Origin of the sequence: Micromonospora coxensis (assembly GCF_900090295.1) — a bacterium.
Taxonomy (GTDB): Bacteria; Actinomycetota; Actinomycetes; order Mycobacteriales; family Micromonosporaceae; genus Micromonospora; species Micromonospora coxensis.
This window is the reverse complement of sequence record NZ_LT607753.1, coordinates 6,727,324-6,747,823: the sequence shown is the minus strand read 5'-3', so window position 1 is coordinate 6,747,823 and position 20,500 is coordinate 6,727,324. Positions and strand designations below refer to the sequence as shown.

The 20,500-nt window shown below is 71.3% G+C and carries 14 protein-coding genes; 6 read left to right on the top strand and 8 right to left on the bottom strand.

What is annotated here, in order from left to right; all coding sequences use genetic code 11:
* Positions 1–174: 174 nt before the first annotated feature.
* From GA0070614_RS29930 to GA0070614_RS29910, 5 genes are all read right to left on the bottom strand, one after another.
* Entirely contained in the window at positions 175–1,128 is a 954-nt protein-coding gene (locus tag GA0070614_RS29930) for an FAD-dependent oxidoreductase (RefSeq protein WP_088979084.1), read from the bottom strand.
* A gap of 148 nt (positions 1,129–1,276) precedes the next feature.
* A complete protein-coding gene (locus GA0070614_RS29925; protein ID WP_088979756.1) occupies positions 1,277–2,158 on the bottom strand; it encodes a carbohydrate ABC transporter permease in 882 nt (293 codons plus the stop codon).
* A complete protein-coding gene (locus tag GA0070614_RS29920) occupies positions 2,155–3,285 on the bottom strand; it encodes a carbohydrate ABC transporter permease (protein ID WP_088979083.1) in 1,131 nt (376 codons plus the stop codon). The genes GA0070614_RS29925 and GA0070614_RS29920 overlap by 4 nt, the downstream gene beginning before the upstream one ends.
* A 65-nt stretch (positions 3,286–3,350) precedes the next feature.
* Positions 3,351–4,598 (bottom strand): sugar ABC transporter substrate-binding protein, encoded by a 1,248-nt coding sequence (locus GA0070614_RS29915; RefSeq protein ID WP_088979082.1) that lies wholly within the window; start codon positions 4,596–4,598, stop codon positions 3,351–3,353.
* Between the two features lie 46 nt (positions 4,599–4,644).
* Positions 4,645–5,637 carry a LacI family DNA-binding transcriptional regulator gene (locus GA0070614_RS29910; protein WP_088979081.1) on the bottom strand — a complete coding sequence of 331 codons (993 nt, stop codon included), beginning with the start codon at positions 5,635–5,637 and terminating at the stop codon, positions 4,645–4,647.
* 147 nt (positions 5,638–5,784) lie between these two features.
* On the opposite strand from GA0070614_RS29910, the gene GA0070614_RS29905 reads away from it, so the two are divergent.
* Together GA0070614_RS29905 and GA0070614_RS29895 are read left to right on the top strand one after the other, a co-directional pair.
* A complete protein-coding gene (locus GA0070614_RS29905) occupies positions 5,785–7,917 on the top strand; it encodes an amylo-alpha-1,6-glucosidase (RefSeq protein WP_088979080.1) in 2,133 nt (710 codons plus the stop codon).
* Between the two features lie 1,416 nt (positions 7,918–9,333).
* Positions 9,334–11,052 (top strand): condensation domain-containing protein, encoded by a 1,719-nt coding sequence (locus GA0070614_RS29895; protein WP_088979078.1) that lies wholly within the window; start codon positions 9,334–9,336, stop codon positions 11,050–11,052.
* Between the two features lie 57 nt (positions 11,053–11,109).
* On the opposite strand, the gene GA0070614_RS29890 is transcribed toward GA0070614_RS29895, so the two are convergent.
* The 3 genes from GA0070614_RS29890 to GA0070614_RS29880 form a co-directional block, all read right to left on the bottom strand.
* A complete protein-coding gene (locus tag GA0070614_RS29890) occupies positions 11,110–12,906 on the bottom strand; it encodes an ABC transporter ATP-binding protein (RefSeq protein WP_088979755.1) in 1,797 nt (598 codons plus the stop codon).
* The gene (locus GA0070614_RS29885) at positions 12,906–14,804 is read right to left on the bottom strand and encodes an ABC transporter ATP-binding protein (RefSeq protein WP_088979077.1); all 1,899 of its coding nucleotides are present in this window, start codon (positions 14,802–14,804) and stop codon (positions 12,906–12,908) included. The genes GA0070614_RS29890 and GA0070614_RS29885 overlap by 1 nt, the downstream gene beginning before the upstream one ends.
* Before the next feature lie 163 nt (positions 14,805–14,967).
* Positions 14,968–16,200: a cytochrome P450 gene (locus GA0070614_RS29880; RefSeq protein ID WP_157745136.1), complete on the bottom strand. Its 1,233-nt coding sequence runs from the start codon at positions 16,198–16,200 to the stop codon at positions 14,968–14,970.
* A gap of 186 nt (positions 16,201–16,386) precedes the next feature.
* Here GA0070614_RS29880 and GA0070614_RS29875 point away from each other — a divergent pair, with 186 nt between their 5' ends.
* The 4 genes from GA0070614_RS29875 (at position 16,387) to GA0070614_RS29865 (ending at position 20,497) form a co-directional block, all read left to right on the top strand.
* On the top strand, positions 16,387–18,219 hold the full coding sequence (locus GA0070614_RS29875; protein WP_088979075.1) for an AMP-binding protein: 1,833 nt from the start codon (positions 16,387–16,389) through the stop codon (positions 18,217–18,219).
* 44 nt (positions 18,220–18,263) lie between these two features.
* Positions 18,264–18,449, top strand: coding sequence for a hypothetical protein (locus tag GA0070614_RS30440; protein WP_157745135.1), 186 nt, complete (start codon positions 18,264–18,266; stop codon positions 18,447–18,449).
* 162 nt (positions 18,450–18,611) lie between these two features.
* The gene (locus GA0070614_RS29870) at positions 18,612–19,358 is read left to right on the top strand and encodes a Phenylacetic acid catabolic protein (RefSeq protein WP_088979074.1); all 747 of its coding nucleotides are present in this window, start codon (positions 18,612–18,614) and stop codon (positions 19,356–19,358) included.
* Complete coding sequence (locus GA0070614_RS29865) at positions 19,358–20,497, top strand: radical SAM protein (RefSeq protein WP_088979073.1); 1,140 nt, start codon at positions 19,358–19,360, stop codon at positions 20,495–20,497. Before GA0070614_RS29870 ends, GA0070614_RS29865 begins: the two co-directional genes overlap by 1 nt.
* The last annotated feature ends 3 nt before the right edge of the window (positions 20,498–20,500 follow it).

Genomic DNA, 20,500 nt, shown 5'->3' with positions numbered 1-20,500 from the left:
GGGCGACAGGACGCCCGCCGAGGGGTGTGCGGGCTCGGCGACGTCGACCTCGGCGCGGGCCCCGGCACCTACCCGCTCGACGTCGCCTCTGGATCCGGAAGGCCGTCCGGTGGAGCTTCGCCGCGGACCCGGCCGACAGAGGCCCGACCCCAGGCGCTCCCCGGTCACCGCCAATCAGGCAGCCAGGGCGAGGTCCGCCACCTCGGCGCCGCACCCCCAGGACAGGGTCACCCCGGCTCCGCCGTGCCCGTAGGCGTGCACCAGCCGGCCGCCGGACGGTCCGGCCGGCTCCACCTCGACGCGGGGGCCGCCGTGCCGGGCCGGCCGCAGACCGATCCGCTCGCCGAGCACCGGTGAGTCGGCGAGCTGCGGCACCAGCGCGAGGCAGCGGCGTCGGATCGCCGCCGCCTCCTGCGGGTCGGGCCGGGTGTGCCCCACCCCCGGCTGGTAGGTGCCGCCGAGCACCACGTCGTGCCGACGCGGGTGCACGTACGTGATGCCGGCCGGGTCGTCCTCGTCGCGTACCGAGACGGTCAGGCCGGGGTTCGCCACCAGCACCACGTGCCCGCGCGCCGGGTGGACGGCCGGGTCGTCGGCGAGCCGGCCGGCGGCCAGACCGGTGGCGTTGACCACCGTCGGCGCGGTGTCGAACGCGTCGGCGAGCCGGTCCAGGCGACGGCGGACGACCCGGCCGCCGCCGGCCTCCAACTGCTGCCGTAGCCAGGGCAGGTAGCGGGTCATCTCCACCGCCGGGACGGTGAACCGCAGCAGCGCCGTGTACGGCGCTGCTGCCGGCTCCGCCACCAGGTCGCCGCAGGCGTCCGCCCACCACGGCGGCGCGGCGTACGGGCGGCGCAGCCACATCCGGGTCGGCCGGTCCACCACGCCCGGCACCCCGTCGGCGCCCTGGCGGCGAAGTTCCGTGTACGTCTCCCGGGCCCAGCGCAGCACCCGGGGATCCTCCTCGGCGTGACTGGGGTACCACACCGCGGCGGCCACCGCGGAGACCGTGTCCGCCGGGTCGTCGGCGGTCAGCACGGTGACCCGTGCGCCCCGCCGCTGCAGGGTGAGCGCCGTCGTCATCCCGACGACCCCGGCGCCGACCACCACCACGTCTGTCGCCGTCATCGCCCGCTCCCGTTCCTCGTACCGTCGTGTTCGGATGGTGCCGGTCCGGGCCGGGCACCGTCCAGGCCGGGTCGCGGGTCGGCGACGAGGGGCACGCGCGGCGACGGCACGGCGGGCCTGCGAGGCCCGCCGTGCCGTCGAGGTGTCGTCAGCCCTTCTCGGCGCCCTCGTTGCCGCCGCGTACGAAGTATCGTTGGAAGATCACGAAGAGGACGGCGACCGGGATGGTGGCCAGCAGGGCCGCGCCGAGCTTGAGCGGGTACTGGGTGCCCTTGCCGAGTGAGCCGCTGACCAGGTCGGCGAGCCCTCGTGGCAGGGTGAACAGGTCCGGGTCCTGGACGGAGACGAGGCTGTGCGGGAATTCGTTCCAGGAGCCCTGGAACGACAGGATGGTCAGGGTGATCAGCGCCGGCCGGGCCATCGGCAGCACCACCGACCAGTAGGTGCGGAAGATGCCGGCGCCGTCGATGCGGGCGGCCTCCTCCACGCTGACCGGTATCGACTCGAAGAACTGCTTCATGATGAAGACGCCGGCCGCGTCGGCGAGCAGCGGCACGATCAGCCCGGCGTAGCTGTTGTAGATGCCGAGCTGGTTGAGCACCAGGAACTTCGGGATGAGCAGCACCACGCCGGGCACCGCCATCACCGCGATGACCGCGGCGAAGAGGCCGGCGCGGCCGCGGAAACGTAGTCGGGCCAGGGCGTAGCCGGCGAGCGAGTCGAAGAAGACCCGGCCGAGGGTGACCAGCACGGTGACCAGCAGCGAGTTGCCCAGCCAGAGCGGGAAGTTGGTGCCGGCGACGATGCGTTCGAAGCCGGCGGTGCTCACCGGGTCGGGGAACGGGGAGAGCGGGTTCGCCGCCGCGCCCGGCTCGGTCTTGAGCGAGTTGGCGAGCTGGATGACGAACGGGTAGAGGAAGACCAGCCCGAAGAAGATCAGGACGGCGTACCCGAGGATCCGGCTGGCCAGGGTGCGCGCCGCGCGGTGGTCGCGGGCCGCGACCGGCGGCCGGGTGGTGAGGGTGGTCATGACGACGACCCTCCCGGTACGCGCCGACGCCACCACCGGCGGCCGGTGGGCGCGTCGGTGTCGCGGTCGGCCATCACCCGGCGCTGCACCAGGGTGAGCACGATGATGATGAGGAACAGCACGAACGAGATGGCCGCTCCCGAGCCGTAGTCGAAGTCCCGGAACGCGGTCCGGTACGACAGGTAGGCCGGGGTGAGGGTGGTCTTGGCCGGCTCTCCCTGGCTCATCACGTACACCTGGTCGAAGACCTGCCAGGAGCCGATGAGGCCGAGGGTGAGCACCAGGAACGTGGTCGGCTTGATCATCGGCAGGGTGACGTGGCGGAACCGCTGCCAGCGGGTGGCGCCGTCGAGGGTGCTGGCCTCGTCGAGGGCCACCGGCACGCTCTGCAACGCGGCCAGGAACATCAGCATGAAGGTGCCGGAGGTGGTCCAGACGACCAGCGTGATGATCGAGATCATCGCGACGCTCGGCCCGGCGAGCCAGTCCCACCAGCTCAGCCCGAACGGGCCGCCGTCGGCGAGGACGGCCGGCGCGGTGTCGAGTCCGAGCACGCCGAGCAGCACGTGCAGCACCCCACGGGAGTCGGCGAACCACTGGGGACCGTCGATGCCAAAGACGCCGAGCAGCTGGTTGACCGCGCCGGAGTTGGCGAACAGGAACAGGAAGACCACGCTGATCGCCACCGAGCTGGTCACCGAGGGGAAGTAGAAGGCGCTGCGGAAGAACGCCTTGCCGCGCAGCATCCGGTTGTTGACGACCAGCGCGAGGCCGAGCGCGAGCGCGGTCTGCGCCGGTACGACGATCGCGACGTAGTAGATGTTGTTGCGGATGCTGGTCATGAAGTCGCGGCGGGCCAGCCCGTCCTCGGTGAACAGCGTGGTGTAGTTGTCGACGCCGACGAACGGCACGCCGGTGGTGAACGGGCTGCCCTGGCCGTTCCAGTCGGTGAGGCTCACCCAGAGCGCCATCAGGATCGGCAGCAGCAGGAACAGCCCGAGGATCACGATCACCGGGGCGACGAAGAGCCAGCCGGCCAGGTTCTCGTTGCTCCGGATGCCGCGTCCGCCGCGGCGCGGCCGGCGGTGGCCGGCGGTGGCCGGTGCCACCAGTGCTTCGGTTGCCATCTCCCCTCCTTCGACTCGCGCGTGGCCGGTGGGGGCGCCGCGGGGCGGCGCCCCCGTGGGTCACGTCAGCTGCCGAGTGCCGCCTTGGCGTTCTTGTCGAAGGTGGCGAGGATGGTCTTGGGATTGCCGTTGGCCAGTCCTTGCAGGCCGGTGTCCAGGTCGCCGACGACGCTGTCCATCTTCGGGGCGTTGACCGGGCCCTGGGCGTAGTCGGCGCCGGCGATGAACGGCTTGTCGGCGGGGAACGCGGTGGTGTACTGGTCGCGGACGGACTGCCGGGAGGGCATGACGCCGAACGCCTTGGCGAAGGTCATCTGCTGCTCGCCGGTGGTCATCGCCTCGACGAACTTGATCGCCTGGTCCTTGTACCTGGACTTGGCGGCGATGCCCCAGCACTGGGTGAAGGAGAGCGTCCCCTTGCCCTTCGGGCCGGCGGGCAGCTCGACGACGGTGTACTTGACGTTCGGGAAGTCGTTCTGCAGGGCGCCCTTGATCCAGTTGCCCTCGATGGTCATGACCGCCTTGCCCTTGCCGAACGCCTCGCCGGACCAGCCGGCGTCGAGCTGCTTGGGGAAGCGGGCGAGGCCTTCGGTGAGCAGCGACTTGACGTAGGTGAGGGCGGCCTCGTTCTGCGGGGTGTCGGCGGTGGGCTGCTTGCCGTCGGGGCTGAGCAGCCAGCCGCCGTTCTGCACGAGGAACGCGCCGATGCGGTCGCGGGTGTCCCCGAGGGCCAGCGGCACCTGCCCCTTGGCCTTGATCTTTCGGGCGGTGGTGGTGAGCTGTTCCCAGGTGGTCGGCACGTCGGCGTCGGTCAGCCCGGCCTTGGTCCACAGGTCGGTGTTGATCTGCAGGGCGAGGGTGGAGAAGTCCTTCGGCGCGCAGTAGAGCTTGCCGTCGTAGGTGAACGTGGTGCGCAGGCTGTCGTAGAAGTCGTCGGGGTTGCTGATCCGGTCGCCGTACGGTTCGAGGGCGCCGACGCTGGCGTAGTCGGCGAAGCGGGCCGCGTCGACGTAGAAGACGTCCGGTGGGGTGCCGCCGGCGAGGGCCTGGCCGAGCTGTTGGGTGAGGTCCTGGGCCGGGGTGACGGTGGCCTGGTTGCCGGAGCTGCTGGCCCATTTCGCGGCGGCGTCCTGCACGGCCCTGGTCTCGGCGTCGCCGGAGGAGCCGATCAGGATCTGCAGGTTGGCCGGTCCGCTGGACTGCGTGACGTCGGAGTTGTCGTCGTCGAAGCCGCTTCCGCAGGCTGTGGTGGCGAGCAGGGCGACGGCGGCGAGGCCGGCCACCGCCGCGCGGGTGAGGGATCGAGGTGTCATCGGTACTCCTGGTGGTGGGGGATGCGGTGCGGGGGGGGGGGGGACGTCACGCGGTGCGGCGGCGGACCAGGGTGGGTTGCAGCAGCACCGGGGCGGGGGTGCGGTGCGGACCGTCGAGGACGGCGGTGAGCAGGTCGACGCAGCGGGCGGCGGCGTCGCCGAGGGGCTGGCTGACGCTGGTCAGGCCGATCGCGGCGGCGACGGGGGTGTCGTCGAAGCCGATCACCGGCACGGCCGGCTCGGTTGCGCGTACGGCCTGCAGGGCGCCCAGCGCGAGGGAGTCGCTGGCGCAGACCAGGGCGGTCGGCGGGGTGGCCCGGGCGAGCAGTTCGCGGGCGCAGCGCTCACCCTCGCCGATGCCGTCGACGGTTTCCCGGGCCAGTCCGGTCGGGTCGAGGCCGGCGGCGTGCAGGGTGTCGGACCAGCCGGCGCGGCGGTCGTCGCCGACGCCGGAGCCGGCGGGCCAGCCGATCCAGCCGATGCGCCGGTGTCCCGAGGCGAGCAGGTGGGTGGTGGCCTGGGCGGTGCCGGCGGCGCCGTCGACGTCGACCCAGCAGTGCGCGTCGAGGTCGTCCCAGGGTCGGCCGAAGGTCACGAAGGGCACGCCGCGTTCGGCGAGCCAGCTGGTGCGGGGGTCGCCGTGGTCGGTGCCGGTGAGTACGAACCCGTCGAGGTCGTAGGAGCCGAGCAGGTCGTCGTAGACGGCGATCTCCCGTTCGGCGTCGGTGGCGGTGTAGAGCATGGTGCGGTAGCCGGCGGCCTCCCCGGTCTCGGTGAGCCCGTGCAGGAACCGGTCGAGCACCGAGCCGTTGATGCCGTCGCGAGTGGGTTCGATGCGCACGGCGATGAGTCGGGAGCGGCCGGTGCGCATCTGGCGGGCGGCCTGGTTGGTGCGGTAGCCGAGGGCGGTGATGGCGTCCTGCACCCGGCGGCGGGTCTCCTCCCGCACGATGTGCGGGGCGTTGAGCACGTTGGACACCGTCTGCCGGCTGACCCCGGCGCGTTCGGCGACCGTCGCGATGGTGACCTTGTCGGACACGTGATCCCTCTCGCCGTCTTGAACGATCCAATTCCGATGAGGCAGTATTGGATCGTTCAAACCCCTCGGAATGTTTGGCACTTTGCACCGCCCGGGACGGCTTGTCAAGACGTCGTCCGCACCCCCACAGGATCTGGAGACACCCCCGTGACCGAGCGCCACCTGCAACCCCTGCTGCACGAGCTGGTCGGGACGGTCCTCGCCCCCACCAGCGCACTGGGTGACCGGGCCGGGCAGATCCGCCCGACCGGCGTCCAGGGCGTCTTCCACGCCGACGCCCGGGTGCTGTCCCGAGCCGAGCTGCGCGTCGACGACCGGGAACCGGAGGCGCTCGCCCACGGCCCGGCCGGCCCGCACGGCACACGCTTCGTCGGCGTGGCCCGCTGGCTCGGCGACCCCGGCCCCGACCCCACCGTCCGCATCGAGCGGACCCGCCGGGTCGGCCCACACGGCCTCGACGAGGAGGTCCGCGTCATCTCCGCCGCCGCCGCACCGGTGCGGGCCACCGTCGCGGTCGAGCTGGCCTGCGACCTCGCCCCGATCGAGGTGGTCAAGTCCGGGGTCACGGCCGCGCCGCTGAAGGCCGGCACCGGACCCTCCGGCGAGATCAGCTGGACCGCCGACGGGGTCACGGTCACCGTCACCGGCGACGGCGCCACCGGGCACGCCGACGGTGACCGGGCGGTCGCGCCCCGACTCTCCTGGCCGGTCACCCTCGGCCCGCGGGAGACGGTCACCCTGCGGTGGCGGCTGCGCGTGCACGACCCGCGCGCCGTGGTGGCCGCCCCGGCCGGCGAGCCGGAGTGGGCCCGTCCGCAGGTCCACGCCGACGACCGCCGCCTGGTCCGGCTGCTCGACCGTTCGCTGGACGACCTGCGCGGACTGCGCCTCACCGACACCACCACCCCCGGCGACGTCTTCCTCGGCGCCGGAGTGCCCTGGTTCCTCACCCTCTTCGGCCGCGACAGCCTCTGGGCGGCCCGGATGATGCTGCCGCTCGGCACCGACCTGGCCGCCGGGACGCTACGGGTCCTCGCCCGACGCCAAGGCACCCGGACCGACCCGGCCAGCGGCGAGGCCCCCGGCAAGATCCTGCACGAGCTGCGCCGGGGCGACTTCACCCTCGACGACGGGCTACGACTGCCACCGGCGTACTACGGCACCGTCGACGCCACCATGCTCTGGGTGGCGCTGCTGCACGACGCCTGGCGGTGGGGGCTGCCCGCCGAGACGGTGGAGCCACTGCTGCCCCACCTCGAGGCGGCGCTCGGCTGGCTCGGCGACCACGCCGACGCCGACGGCGACGGCCTGGTCGAATACGTCGACACCACCGGGCACGGCCTGGCCAACCAGGGCTGGAAGGACTCCGGCGACGCGGTCCGCTTCCACGACGGCCGGCTCGCCGCTCCGCCCATCGTCCTCGCCGAAGTGCAGGGGTACGCGTACCAGGCGGCGACCAACGGCGCCGACCTGCTCGACGCCTTCGGCCGCCCCGGCGCCGACCGGTGGCGCGGCTACGCCGCCCGGCTCGCCGACCGCTTCCGCGCCTCGTTCTGGGTCGACGGCGGCCCCGCCGGCCCCCGCCCGGCGCTCGCGCTGGACCGGGACAAGCGCCCGGTCGACTCGCTGACCAGCAACATCGGTCACCTGCTCGGCACCGGCCTGCTGTCGACCGAGGAGGAGACGCGGGTGGCGGCCCTGCTCACCGGCGAGGGACTGGCCGGCGGCTTCGGCCTGCGCACCATGTCCACCGACGACGCCGGGTACAGCCCGCTGTCGTACCACTGCGGGTCGATCTGGGCCCACGACACCGCCATCGTGCTCGCCGGACTGGCCCGCGCAGGCTTCCGGGAGGCCGCGCTCGGCCTGGCCGACGGGCTGCTCGGCGCCGCCGAGGCGTTCGACTACCGGCTGCCCGAGCTGTACGGCGGTGACGACCGTGACCTGCTCGGCCGACCGACGCCGTACCCGGCCGCCTGCCGGCCGCAGGCGTGGTCGGCGGCGGCCGCGGTGCTGCTGCTGCAGGCCGCCACCGGGCTCTACCCGGACGTGCCCGCCGGGACGGTACGGCTCGCTCCGCTGGCCGGTGCGGAGCTGGGCGCGGTCGCCGTGGCCGGACTGCGGGTGGCCGGTGCCTCGGTCGACGTCGCCGTCCGGCGGGACGGCAGCACTGCCGTGTCCGGGCTGCCCGGGTTGCGCGTCACCACGGTGCCGACGGCCGGCAAGGCGGGGGTGCCGGTCCCCCGCTCCGCCGACGACGGTGTCACGCTCCCCCGCTGACCGGGAAGGGTTTCGGTACGCGCAACCCGCCCTCATCGGTGTGCGCGGCGGCCGGCTGCGGCCGCGGTCGGCGTGGCGGTCAGCCGTAGGTGGGCCGAACGGCGACCGCGGCGCCGCGTCCCCGCCCGGCAGTGGCACCGTTCCTGGCGCCGGTGCCGGTTTGCCGCCGCGCAGCGGCCGTCAGGTGGCGGCCACATCCCGCAGCGCCGCCCGCAGCGCCTGCTCCTGTTCCGTCCTACGCGGTCCAGGAGCGTGCGGGTCGGCCAGGGTGATGGCGGCCTTCCACACCGCCCACCCCCGGGCGCGACGCCACGTCTCGTCGTCGAGCCCGACCGCGCGACGGAAGACCGGCCGCGTCTCCTCGGTGAGCCGGCCTGAAACACCTCAAGCCACCAGGCGCACGAGGCGGGGCGCTTGGAGGTCGGTGCGGACCCAGCTCGTGGCGGGACCTCACTCGCCAGGACGGCGATCGCCCCCCAAGACCGGCACTACCGCCCCGGTCACGGGAACGGTTCACGCTCGTCGGCTGCACCCCTGCCGGCTCGTTCGCCGAACTGCTCGACCGGTTGCCCACCGGACGATCTGGGTGTCGGCGGAGGCGTTGCCGCCGAGGGCGACGATCGGGCAGTCGACCAAGGCCAGCCTCCGCCGTCGCCGGATCCGCGCCGAGGTTCACATGGTCACCCGCGACGGTTCGACCAACCGGGTGACCGGCGCCGTGGTGTCGGGAACGGTCCAGGCCCGCGAGCCATCGCGGCTCGGTGCCGGGTCGTCGATGTGACCGTCGACAGCGACCCGCAGGAGCCACTACCGGGTGGAGTCCCGGTCCGACGAGCTGGACCGGCGGGCCGGCTCCACGTACGACCTCGACGGCCGGTTCGTCACCGACATCGAGGTCGCTCACAGACGTCTAAATAGTACAAAATATCAACCACCAGCAAAGTCTCCCGGGGTGGAAGCTCACCTCGAGTGTCCACCGACACGACCGACTCCTCCGCGAATACAAAGGCACCTCCAGTCCAGTTCTGATGACGGGGTCGGCATCCGAACGGTGCGAATGTCAGGTTCGTTTTGAGGCCAGGCTGGCGACTGGGACGCCGTTGCGCGGTGTGTGGCCGCCGGACTAAAGTCGATATCGATGAATGCAACGGTTGCCTCGAACGCGAACGCCGCCGGTGCACGATGCTCTTCTATTTGTCTGCACCCGCGCGTCAGGCTCGGCCGGTAACGCCGAATGTTTTACGAAAGCCACACCTACGGGGAGGAAGATGTGCCCGACAGAACCGTTGAATCGTTGTTTTCTCCGCTCCCGCCCGCCCCTGCCGCGCCAGCGCTGACGCATTCTCGCCCCGCCGGACTTCAGCGGCGCACGGCGGTCGAGCAGTGAGCCAATCGCTCGTCGGAGTACATCGTCACGTGCCGGTGGTGTTCCACGGCACCGGCCCCGGCAAAGGCGAGCTGGCGTGGGGGCAACGCGCCATCTGGCAGGCCATGCATTGGCTGGGTGACGGCAACCATTACTTCAACCTGGTCCGGATGGTCGCCGTGCCGGACGGACGCAGCATGTCCGAGGTCTGTACAGGATTGCGCCAGGTGGTGGAACGGCACGAAGGCCTACGGACCCGCTTCCCCGGCTATCCCGACGAACCTCGGCAGGAGCTGCATCCCGAGGGAACGCTCGACCTGGTGGTCCACGACGTGACGGCGTCCGCGGACGTCGGCTCGGCTGCCGAGGAACTGGCTTTCCAGCTACGCGGGCAACTGTTCCGGCACGAGCAGGAGTGGCCGCTGCGGGTCGGGGTGGTCTGCCGTCAAGACGTCCCACTTCATCTGGTCCTGGTCGTCTCGCATCTCTGTGTCGACGGGGCCGCGCTGCGGCAGCTCTGCGCTGAGATCGCCGCGGCGCTGGCGGCGGACGAACCGGCCGGCCCCACCCAGGCCGAGCCGGACGGTGCGGGCGGCCCACTGGCGCTGGCCCGGGCTGAGTCCGATCCGAGGGGGCAGGCGAAGAGCGCTGCGGCGATGCGGCACTGGCGAGCGGCACTGACCGCCACGTCGCACTCGATCTTCGACTTTCCCACGGTCACCCCGGACGAACCCCGCTACGCGGGCCTGACCCTCGAGTCGTCCGCACTGGCGGTCGCCGCCGAGCACATCGCCCGCCGGCTCCGCGTCACCAGTTCGTCGGTGCTGCTCACCGCCGTCGCCGCAGTGCTCGGCCACTACACCGATCACGACCACGTGACGCTACAGATCATCGCGGCCAACCGGCGGCCGGAGCTGCGCACCACGGTGGCGCCGCTTGCCCAGAACGGAATGTTCACCACCTCGGTCGCGGGGTCGCCATTCGACGAAGCGGTCCGGAAGGTGTTGCGGAGTTCGCTGAGCTGTTTCCGCCATGCCGCGTACGACCCGCGGGACCTGGCCGCCCTGCTGGAGCAGGTGCGCGTGCAACGAGGCGCGCACCCGGATCGGGAGGCGTTCTTCAACGACGCCCGGCCCGACGGCCGGTGGGACGCGCTGCCGCAGGTCGACCCGACGCCGGAGAACTTGCGACGGCTACGTGACGATACCCGGCTGGCGGTGACCGACCGCTGGGAGCGGCTCGGCATCAAGGCGTTCTGGGCGGTGCATCCCATGCCCGACCGGGCGGTGCTCCACCTTCAGGCGGATACCGCGTATGTGCCGGTGGAGGCTGCCCTCATGCTCATGCGCGGGGTGGAGGAGATCGTGGTTCGTGCGGTGCACGAGCCCGTCGTCCTCGCCGACCTGGAGACCCTGATCGGTGTCCGGCCGGTTCGCCGGGGAGAGAGCTGGCTGCGTACCGCGGCCGGTTGGGCGCATGTGCCCTCGGTGGCGGAAGTCGTCGCCGCCTCGCCCCGGCTGGCGGCCTCCGCCGTGTTCGCCGACGGCGGCGAGTTCGGACCTATGGTCGCCTACGCGGTGCCGACCGAGCCGGGGTTGACGGTCGAGCAGCTGCACGCCGAGTTGTGCGCAGCCGTGGGCGAGCGGACCGACGCCGTGACTCCCGGCCACTACGTGCTGTGCGCGTCGGCGCCGCCGCCCGGATCGCCGCTCGCCGTGTGGCAGCGGCAACCGGTGTCGGCCTCGGGTTCCGGCCGGCCGCCTCGGTAGAGCGGCTGCGGCGGCCAGCCGCGTGGAACCGGTCCGGCGTGGTATCGCCGGACCGGTTCACCTGTAGGCGCGCGCCTGCATTCCGTAGAGTTCTGCGTAGAGGCCCCTGGAGCGCATCAGCGTGGCGTGATCGCCGGCCTCGACGACCCGACCGTCCGACACCACGACGATCATGTCGGCCATCCGCACCGTCGAGAAGCGGTGCGACACGATCAGCGTGATCCCTCCGGTCTTCGCGGCCACCCGCGCGGCCTGCGCCGTATACCGCTCGAACAGCGCGTACTCGGCCTCGGCGTCGAGGGCCGAAGTGGGCTCGTCGAGGACGAGCAGCAGCGGCTGCTCGCGCATCAGCGCCCTGCCCAGGGCGAGCTTCTGCCACTGGCCGCCGGACAGCTCCACGCCATCGGCATAGCTCTTGCCCAGTTGGGTGTCCAGCCCGTCACGGAGCGCGGGCACGATGTCGGACGACCCGGCCCGCTCCAGCGCCGCCTGTACCGCGTCGGTGGACGAGACCCGGTCGAGGTCACCGACGCCGACCGCCTCGCGCGCCACCAGCTCGTACCGGACGAAGTCCTGAAAGCCGGCCGCGATCCGGCGCCGCCAGTCGGTGAGCGACATCCGCGCCAGGTCGACACCGTCCACCGCCACCTCGCCGGCACTCGGCCGGTAGAAGCCGCACAGCAGCTTGACCAACGTGGACTTCCCGGCGCCGCTCTCCCCCACGATCGCCACGGTGGCGCCGGCGGGCAGGTGCAGGTCCACGTCGCAGAGCACCGGTGTCCCCCCGTCGTACGCGAAGGACACGCCGCGCAGGTCGAGGCCCAGGCGCAACCGGTCCGGCACCGCGGTGTCGGGAACATCCCCCGCGGTCGCGTCGGCGGCTGCCCGCAGCTCCCGCAGCCGCCGATGTGTGCCGGCCATCCGCTGCAGATCCTGCAACAGCGCCACAGCCTGCACAACCTGCTGGTTGACCTGGGCGGCGAGGACGGTGACGAGCACCACGTCCCCGACAGTGCGATCACCCTCGATCGCTTGGCGGACCACCAGCAGCACGGCCGCCACGTAGCCGGCGGCGAACAGCAGCTGACCGGCGGCGCGGACCGCGGTGGCCCTCACCTGTGCCTGCCACAGCCGGCCGGTCACGTCGGTCCACAGCTCGCCGTGACGGGAGCGGACCTCCCACTGCAGCCGGAACAGTCGCAGTTCCTTCGCCGGCGCCGCGGTGGTGGTCAGCCGGAACAGGTTCAGCGCGAGCCGGGTCGCCTCGGCGGTCGCCGTGGTGGCCCGGTCGATGGCGCGTTCCGCCCGCCGCCCGGCCAGCAGTGGCGGAATCGAGGCCAGCGGCAGCAGGATGAGCACCGGGTTGAGCATCGCGAGCAGGATGCCGGTGACCACGGCGGCCAGGATCAGGCTGCCCGTGTTGAGCAGCGCCTGCAGCGACGCACGCGCCTGCTGCACCTCCTGCTCGAGCACTGTGATCCTGTCGGCGTGCTCCGGGCGCTCGTGCAGTTCGAGGCCGGCCGAGCCGTTGGTGAGCGCGATGAGCTCCTCGTCGTACCTCAGTGTGATGAGATCGGACAGCTCGAAGTGGGCCACGTGCGCGAAGTGCCCGAAGGTGAGCACGGCGACGGCGAGCCCGGCCAGGGTCACCGCCGCCCCGACCGCGGCCCCGGTCCGCCCCTCGACGACGGCGTTGATCAGCCACTTCAGGGCGAGACCGGTCAGCGGCGCGGCCACCGCACCGGCCAGCATCAGCGTGACCGCCACGACCGTCTTGCCGCGGTGTTCCCGCCATGCCGCGCCCAGCAGTTGCCGGACCGCCGCCCACAGGTTGTTCGAGGAGGATCCACGCATCACACCGTCACCCCGCTGTGCTCGTCCTGGGGCTCGTCGTCGGCGAACCGGTCCGCCTGCAGCCGGAACAGCTCGGCGTACCGGCCGTTGCGGCGTATCAGCTCCTCGTGCGAGCCCTCTTCGTGCACCCGCCCGGAGTCGAGGACGATGATGTGGTCGGCGTGACGCACGGTCGAGAACCGGTGTGAGATCAGAATGGTGGTGGCGTCCCCGGTCAACCGGACGAACTCGTCGAAGAAGCGGGACTCCGCGCGCACGTCGAGGCTCGCCGTCGGCTCGTCCAGCACGAGCACCGAGGCCCCGCTGCGCAACGCGAAGAGCGCCCGCGCCAGTGCGACCCGCTGCCACTGGCCACCGGACAGATCCGCTCCGCCGGTGACGTGCCGGGCCAGCGGCGTGCCGAAGCCGGCGGGCAGCCCCTCCAGGGTGGTCTGGATCCCCGCATCAGCCGCTGCGGCCCGAATCCGGTCCACATCCCCGAGGTACTCGACCGCGCCGAACGCGATGTTGTCGGCCGCCGACACCTCGTACCGGTTGAAGTCCTGGAAGATGACGGCGAGCCGGGCCCGCCACGCGTCGACCGGGAACGCCCTCAGGTCCGTACCGTCGACCGTCACCGCTCCTTGCTGCGGGTCGTACAGCCGGGCCAGCAGCTTCACCAGTGTGGTCTTGCCGGCGCCGTTGACACCGACGATCGCGGTGCAGCGGCCGGCCGGGACGACGAGGTTCAGCCCTTCGTAGACCGGCTGTGACTGCCCGGGGTACCGGAAGGTCAGGTCGCTGAAGCGGATCTCCCGGCGCGGTGCCGGCACCGTCGGGAGCCGCTCGCCGGCCGGGACGGAGGGCAGCGCCGCCGCCGCGGGGTACTCGTCCACGGCCCGTTCGAACGCGCGCACCGCACGGAAGGCGTTCATCCCGAACTGGGTCTGGACGTCAGCCTCGGGATAGAACTCGCCGAGCCGCATCGCGCCCAGTACTGCCTGCAACACCAGCACCAGGCTGGTGACGTCCATCCCCGCCAGACCGGCGCGGGCCGTGGCGACCAGCACGGCCGAAGTCGTCGCCAGGCCGAGGACGGTGTACCAGCCGTACGGCCGCAGCAGGATGCGGCGGCGGGCCGCCCAGACCGGGCGTGTCCACTCCCGGTAGGCGTCGGCGTACTGGTCGCGCAGCCACTCCACGAGCCCGAAGACCCGGATCTCCTTGGCCGCGACGCCGCCCATCGCCAAGTTCCGGAAGTAGCGGCTCTTGCGCCGGGCGGCGGCGAACCTGACGACCACCTGGGAGTACCGGCGCAGGCCGCCGCGCTGGCCGTAGCGGAACGCGAGCACCGCGACGAGCACCGCCGCCGCGGCCCACCAGGCGAATGCCAACCCGATGACGATCACGTACCCGAGCAGCGCGGTGACACGGGCGATCAGGTTGAGCAGGCCCGCGCACGCCCTGCCAGGGCTCTGGAAACCGTGTTCGAGCTCGTGGCTGGCCTCGGCGAGGTCGTCGAGCAGCCGCTGGTCCTCCAACGGGGCGATGCCCGGGCTGCGCAGTGACGCGCCCATGAGGCGGTCGAAGATCCTGCCGTCGACGCGCCGGGCCACCAGTTCGCTGAGCGCCGCCTGCAACGGGCTCAGCGACTGCTGCAACGCGAACGCGCCGGACGCGACGACGAAGGCCCATACGACACCTGACCACTCCGGCGACCCGACGCCCACCGCCACCGCCGGCGGAATGCGCCCCAGCATGACGCTGGTCGCCACGACGAACGCTACCGGCAGCAGCCCGAGCAGCAGGTTCACCGCCGCCAGACCGGCCGTCGGACCCACCCCCGCGTACGGCAGCAGACCGGCGATGCGGAACCTGGCGAAGACGGCGTCGGCGAGCGATCTGCCGGAGGTATTCATCGAGAGGCACCATCCTGATTCGAGCTCCGGTCGGGTGGCTCACCACCGGCCCCTGTCGGCGCCGCGACGGTGCGCAACACCCCGACCGGCTACTGCCGAGTCCACGAACGAGACAACGCCGCCCGCGCCGCTCTGCGCGACCGGCCGCCGCCGACCTGATCGACTACGCCATGACCCTGGGCGTCAGGTGCAGCGGCAGCTCCTCGAACCCGCGGAACGTCGGGCTCTTGATCCTGCGGAACGGTCCGCTGAGCGCGATCCGTTCGGTGCGGGCGAGGAGCTGCCGGAGGAACGTCGACGTCTCGAGGCGGACCAGCGGCGCACCCACGCAGAAGTGAATGCCGCTGCCGAACGCCACGTGGCCGTCGGACTGCCGCTCGACGCGGAACCGCTCTGGATCCTCCCACCGGCGAGGATCCCGGTTGGCGGCCGCGAACGACAACTGCACGCGGGATCCCTCGGGAATGACGGTCCCGCCGATCTCGACATCCGTGGTGGCGGTGCGGAAGACGCTCTGCACGGGCGGGTCGAACCGCAGTGTCTCCTCGACGGTGCCGGGGATCAGCTCCTGCCTCGCGCGCACCAGCGTGTCCTGGTCAGGGTGGTCGATCAGGGCGAGGCACAGATTGCCGAGCAGATGGGTGGTCGTCTCGTTGCCACCGACGAGCAGGGCCAGGCACAGCCACACCAGCTCCTCGTCGCGGAGCTGGTCCTCGTTCGCCGCGAGCAGCTTCGAGATCAGGTCGTCGCCCGTCGGCTGCCTGCGGCGCTGGTCGAGCAGAGTTTGGAAGTAGACCGAGATACCGGCCACCGCGGACAGCGCCTTCTTGGCCGCCCGCCGCCGGTCCGCCGAGTCCGGGTCACCGTCGTCGAGGCCCGAGCGGGGCCGCAGCCGCGCGTTGGCGTTGAAGCCCTCGATCACCCCTGCGGACCAGGCCTTGAACTGCGCCACGTCGTCGCCCGGGATGCCCAGCACGGCGGCGATGACCCGCACCGGCAGCGGCACGAGCACCTCGTTCACCATCTCGACGTCCTCGGCGGCCAACGCCGCGTCGAGGAGTTCCCGGCAGATCTGCTCGACAAAGGGCCGCCAGGACTCCACCGCCCGTGGGGTGAGATCACGATTGATCAGGCGCCGGAGCCGGGTGTGGTCGGGTGGATCGACGCCGAACAGAATGGGAAGGCTGGATTTGTCGTAGGCGATTCCGTCGGCCGAGGAGAACCGCTCGTGGTCCTTCGCCGCCGCGCGGACGTCGTCGTAGCCACTGACGATCCAGATTCCGCGACGGTCCAGATAGACCGGACCGTCGGCGCGCAGCAGCGTGGCGTAGACGGGATACGGATCGGCCATCATCTCCGGCGAAAACGGATCGAAGTCGCCGATGAGCGGTGCCATGGTCATTATCCTGCCCCCGTAGCCGGATGTCCCGTGCGGCAGCGAGACTGGCACACAACCGCGTTCATGGCAATGGATGGACACGCTCCCACGGAGCGGCTATCTTCTGCGTTGGCTTCGGTGCGCACAGTCGTCACGACGCCGCCGACCAGGGCTTGACCTGCTCAACAAGGTCATTGATCTGCGATGCAACGGGGGAACTTCACGATGGCCGTGCTTGATGTCGAATCACGAATACAGTCCATTTGTTGGGACGTCCTGAAGCGTTCCGATCTGGGTCTGGATCACGACCTGATGGAAGCCGGCATGGACTCCCTCGCGGCCGTCGAGATAGTGACCCGCGTCGAGTTGGACTTCGGCGTCGACGTGGTGGACGCGATCTTCGAGACGCCCACGGTTCGCCAGCTCGCTGCCCTGGTGCGCCGGTCGGCGAGGGATGACGGATCGGCCGGCCCGGCGGCCGGGGCGCCGGCCGCCTGGCAGCCCCCGGACACCAGGAACTTCCTCGACCTCATCGCCGCCGCCGCCGATCGGTACGGCGACCGGCCGTACCTGCTCCAGGCCGACGGGGAGGCTCGCGACATCAGCTTCGCGGAGGTGCTGGCGTTCACCCGCGGCTGCGCCGCCCTGCTCGACGAACACGGGGTGCCGCCGGGCGGCCGGGTCGCCATGGTGCTGCACAACTCCTCGCTCGCCGCGCTGCTGTTCCTCGGCGTGGTCGGCGCACAGCGGGTGCTCGTGCCGCTCAACCCCAAGTCCGGACCGGCCGAGCTGGAGGCGCAGCTGGCGCACGCCGAGCCGGCCCTGGTGCTGGGCCGGCAGAGCACGTCGACCAAGCTGTCGCCGGGCACGAGCTGGTTGTCCGTCGACGACGAGGCGGGCTTCATCGGCAACGTGCTCACCAAGGGGGCGGGCGAGCCGGGCCGGCCGTCCGCGCTCGACAGCAGCGGCGAGCTGGACGCGGTCGTCGTCTACACCTCCGGCTCCACCGGCACCCCGAAGGGCGTCGTGCTGTCGCACCGCAGCCTCATCTCCGGCGCGGTGGCCATGGCCGAGTGGGCAAAGGCGGGCGAGGACGACGTCTTCCTCAACGTCAACCCGCTGTTCCACGCGGGCGGCCAGATGTTCCCGACGCTGACCCCGCTGTGGTGCGGCGGCCGGTCGGTCTGCGTGCGATCCGAGGCGGCACTGGCCCGGTTCTGGACGTACGTAGACCGCTTCCAGCCCACCTGGACGCTGGTGGTCAACGCCTACCTGGCACACCTCGCCGAGAAGCCGGAGCGCCCGGCGGCGCGGAGCCTCCAGGGCGTGCTCGCCGGCGGCTCGCCGCTGAGCCCCGCCCTGATCCACCGCTTCGAGAGCACGTTCGGCATCCCGGTCTACCAGGTGTACGGAATGACCGAGTTGGCGACGATCACCACCGTCGAGCCGCGCGACCGCAAGCCGGGCGACACCCGTACCGCCGGGCTGCCGGTGGCCTGCTCGCAGGTGCGGGTGGTGGGCCTCGACGGGAGCGACGTGCCCGCGGGCGACAACGGCGAGGTGCTGCTCACCGGCGCGAACCTGTTCACCCGCTACGAGAACGCCCCGGAGCTGACCGCCGAGCGGCTGCGCGACGGCTGGATCCACACCGGCGACCTGGGCCAGCTCGACGCCGGCGGGGAGCTGACCATCGTCGACCGCCTCGACAGCATGGTGATCGTCAACGGCGAGAACGTCTACCCCGCGGAGATCGAGTCCGTCGTACCGCACCTCGCGGGCATCGAGGACGCGGTCGTCACGGCACTCCCCCACCCGGTGACCGGCGTGGAGCTAGTCCTCGTCTACAAGCTGCTGCCCAGCGCCGCCGCCGACGAGGACGTGTGGCGGGCGACGCTGCTGAAGCACGTGAGCACGTTCAAGGTGCCGCGCCGGTTCGTCGCGCTCAAGGAGCTCGACGTGGAGGAATTCCCTCGTACCCCGTTGGGCAAGATCGTGCGGCCGGACGTGCAGCGGCTGGCCGTTGAGCATTTGTCATGATCCGCCGGAGGTCGTCCACCGTGGGCAGCGGGACGTGGTGCGGCGTGCCCACCATCACCCCGGTCTCATCCCGCAGACACGGCGGCGCGAGGCGGCCGTTGCGCAGCGACGCCGGCGTACGCCGCGACCTGCGCGAGTGGCATGAGGTGACGCACCACCGGCGGCTTCCCGATGCGGTGCTGAACGAGGCCGGCGCGACCGGCCGCCAGGCGACCGCATGCTGCGCGTGACGTCTTCGCAAGCAGCCTGACTGAGGGATCAGGCGGTATCGACCGGAGCAGACATCGTTGTCTGGCTGCCGGAACAAGTGCGTCCACAGTCGACCAGCGCTGACAAGTGCGCAGGCCAACGGGTCATTGCGCGCTCACGCGGGTCTCATGCATTGGAGGTCGATGGTGACGGTGACCGACCGTGTCACAGTTTTCGACGACGAGGCATTCGTGGTGCGGACCCCGGAGGAGTTCCGTCGCGCACCTCGCGAATACCAGAAGATGCTGATCAGCCAGATCACCATCAACACCGAGGGCGAGCTGTCCGGCGGCGACGACTACACGATGATGTTCCTGCCGATGGCGCCCAACGCCGAGGAACGCCAGGTCTGCGCCGAGCGGGCGGTCGAGGAGTACGACCACTACAAGATCGGCAAACGCATACTCGCGGACCTCGGTGTGGACACCAGCCACATGGAGACGCAGCGGCTGGAGGACCGCAACCTGTTCGCCGACCAGGGCCTGCACACGTGCACGACGTGGGCCGAGCGCGGGGTGTTCTCCTACATCGGCGAGGAGGCCGCGCTGCTGATGATCCGCGAATTCGCCGACAGCAGTTACCAGCCGTGGGCGGAGGCGGTCCGCACCATCATCCTCGACGAGAAGATCCACATCGCACACGGTGCCAGGGTGTGCCGCAACATCGCCACCACCGAGGAGGGCCGGCAGCAGTTGCAGACCGCGCTCGACCGGCTGTGGCCCACCTTCATCGGCGTCTTCGGCAACCCCCACTCCAAGCGGGCCGAGCTGGCGATTCGCTACGGTCTTCGCAAGACCACCAATGCGCAGGCCCGGGACCAGTGGACGGCCATCGTCTCGCGCCGCATCATCGAACTCGGCCTGCGGGTTCCCGGCGGCGAGGCGGCCTGATGGCGGTCGTGCCGCTCCACCTCAACCCTCCTCCGCCGCCGCGGCGCGAGGCGAAAGTCAAGCTACGTGACCTCCTGGCCGCCCGTCCCGACCTGAACGAACGGATGCTGGCGCTACGGGACATGGGCCGCCGGGTCAGGGCGTGCGAGGTCCACCTGACCACCACCTGCAACATCAGGTGCAAGGGCTGCTGGTACTTCGAGGGCGGCTTCGACGCCGCGGTCCCGGAGACCTCCGACATCGGCGTGATCCGGGCGTTCGTCGACCGGCTCGACGCGGCCGGGGTCACTCAGGCGACGCTCATCGGCGGAGAACCGACCCTGGTGTTGAACCGCATCGTCCCGTTCGTCGAGCGGCTGCCCTACCTGACCATCTCCTCGAACGGGCTGCGGCCGCTGCCCGTGGCCGGTTTCGAGAACGTGGCGGTGGCGATCAGCCTGTTCGGCGGCGGGCCGCTGGACGACGACCTGCGGGCGGTCCGGCCGAACGGGTCCACGTTCACGGGGCTGTTCGACAAGGCGCTGCGGCACTACCGCGACGATCCCCGGGTGACGTTCGTCTTCGCACTGTCCGAGAACGGCCTGCAGTACGTCGAGCCGACCGTGCGGGCGATCGCCGACAACGGCAACCAGGTCACCTTCAACTTCTACAGCGCACACGGCACCGACCAGCCCCTGCGGATCGATGACGAGAAGCGGACCCTGGCCGAGGCGCTCCGGGTCAAGGAGTTGTATCCGGACGCCGTGGTCAGCCACCCGTACTTCATCGAAACGCTGATCACCGGGCGTACCCACTGGGGCGGCAGGTTCGGCTACGACGTCTGCCCGAGCATCAGCGTCGACCTGCCGGAGCACGCCGCCCGGATCGGCAACGGCCAGCCGGCCATCGAAGGGTTCGCCGTCTACGGCGCCGACTACGAGACGCTGCAGTTCTGCTGCACCTCCGGCGACTGCGGCGGCTGCCGGGACAGCCAGGCGGTCTACACCTGGCTCGTGGTCAATCAGAATCGCTTCCTCGACAGCGCCGACCAGCTGCAAACGTGGGTCGACCTGGCCGAGGCCTATTGGCGGCAGTGGTACTGGGCACAGCGTCACTCGCCGAACTTCGCCCGCCGCCACTCACCCGCACCCACCCGTTGAACT

What these genes read in the sequence shown, in the direction of transcription:
- GA0070614_RS29930 (WP_088979084.1), bottom strand. Translation starts at nt 1,128, where the DNA reads ATGACGGCGACAGACGTGGTGGTGGTCGGCGCCGGGGTCGTCGGGATG.
- GA0070614_RS29870 (WP_088979074.1), top strand. Translation starts at nt 18,612, where the DNA reads ATGGTGACGGTGACCGACCGTGTCACAGTTTTCGACGACGAGGCATTC.
- GA0070614_RS29865 (WP_088979073.1), top strand. Translation starts at nt 19,358, where the DNA reads ATGGCGGTCGTGCCGCTCCACCTCAACCCTCCTCCGCCGCCGCGGCGC.
- GA0070614_RS29875 (WP_088979075.1), top strand. Translation starts at nt 16,387, where the DNA reads ATGCAACGGGGGAACTTCACGATGGCCGTGCTTGATGTCGAATCACGA.
- GA0070614_RS29925 (WP_088979756.1), bottom strand. Translation starts at nt 2,158, where the DNA reads ATGACCACCCTCACCACCCGGCCGCCGGTCGCGGCCCGCGACCACCGC.
- GA0070614_RS29915 (WP_088979082.1), bottom strand. Translation starts at nt 4,598, where the DNA reads ATGACACCTCGATCCCTCACCCGCGCGGCGGTGGCCGGCCTCGCCGCC.
- GA0070614_RS29880 (WP_157745136.1), bottom strand. Translation starts at nt 16,200, where the DNA reads ATGGCACCGCTCATCGGCGACTTCGATCCGTTTTCGCCGGAGATGATG.
- GA0070614_RS29885 (WP_088979077.1), bottom strand. Translation starts at nt 14,804, where the DNA reads ATGAATACCTCCGGCAGATCGCTCGCCGACGCCGTCTTCGCCAGGTTC.
- GA0070614_RS29890 (WP_088979755.1), bottom strand. Translation starts at nt 12,906, where the DNA reads ATGCGTGGATCCTCCTCGAACAACCTGTGGGCGGCGGTCCGGCAACTG.
- GA0070614_RS29920 (WP_088979083.1), bottom strand. Translation starts at nt 3,285, where the DNA reads ATGGCAACCGAAGCACTGGTGGCACCGGCCACCGCCGGCCACCGCCGG.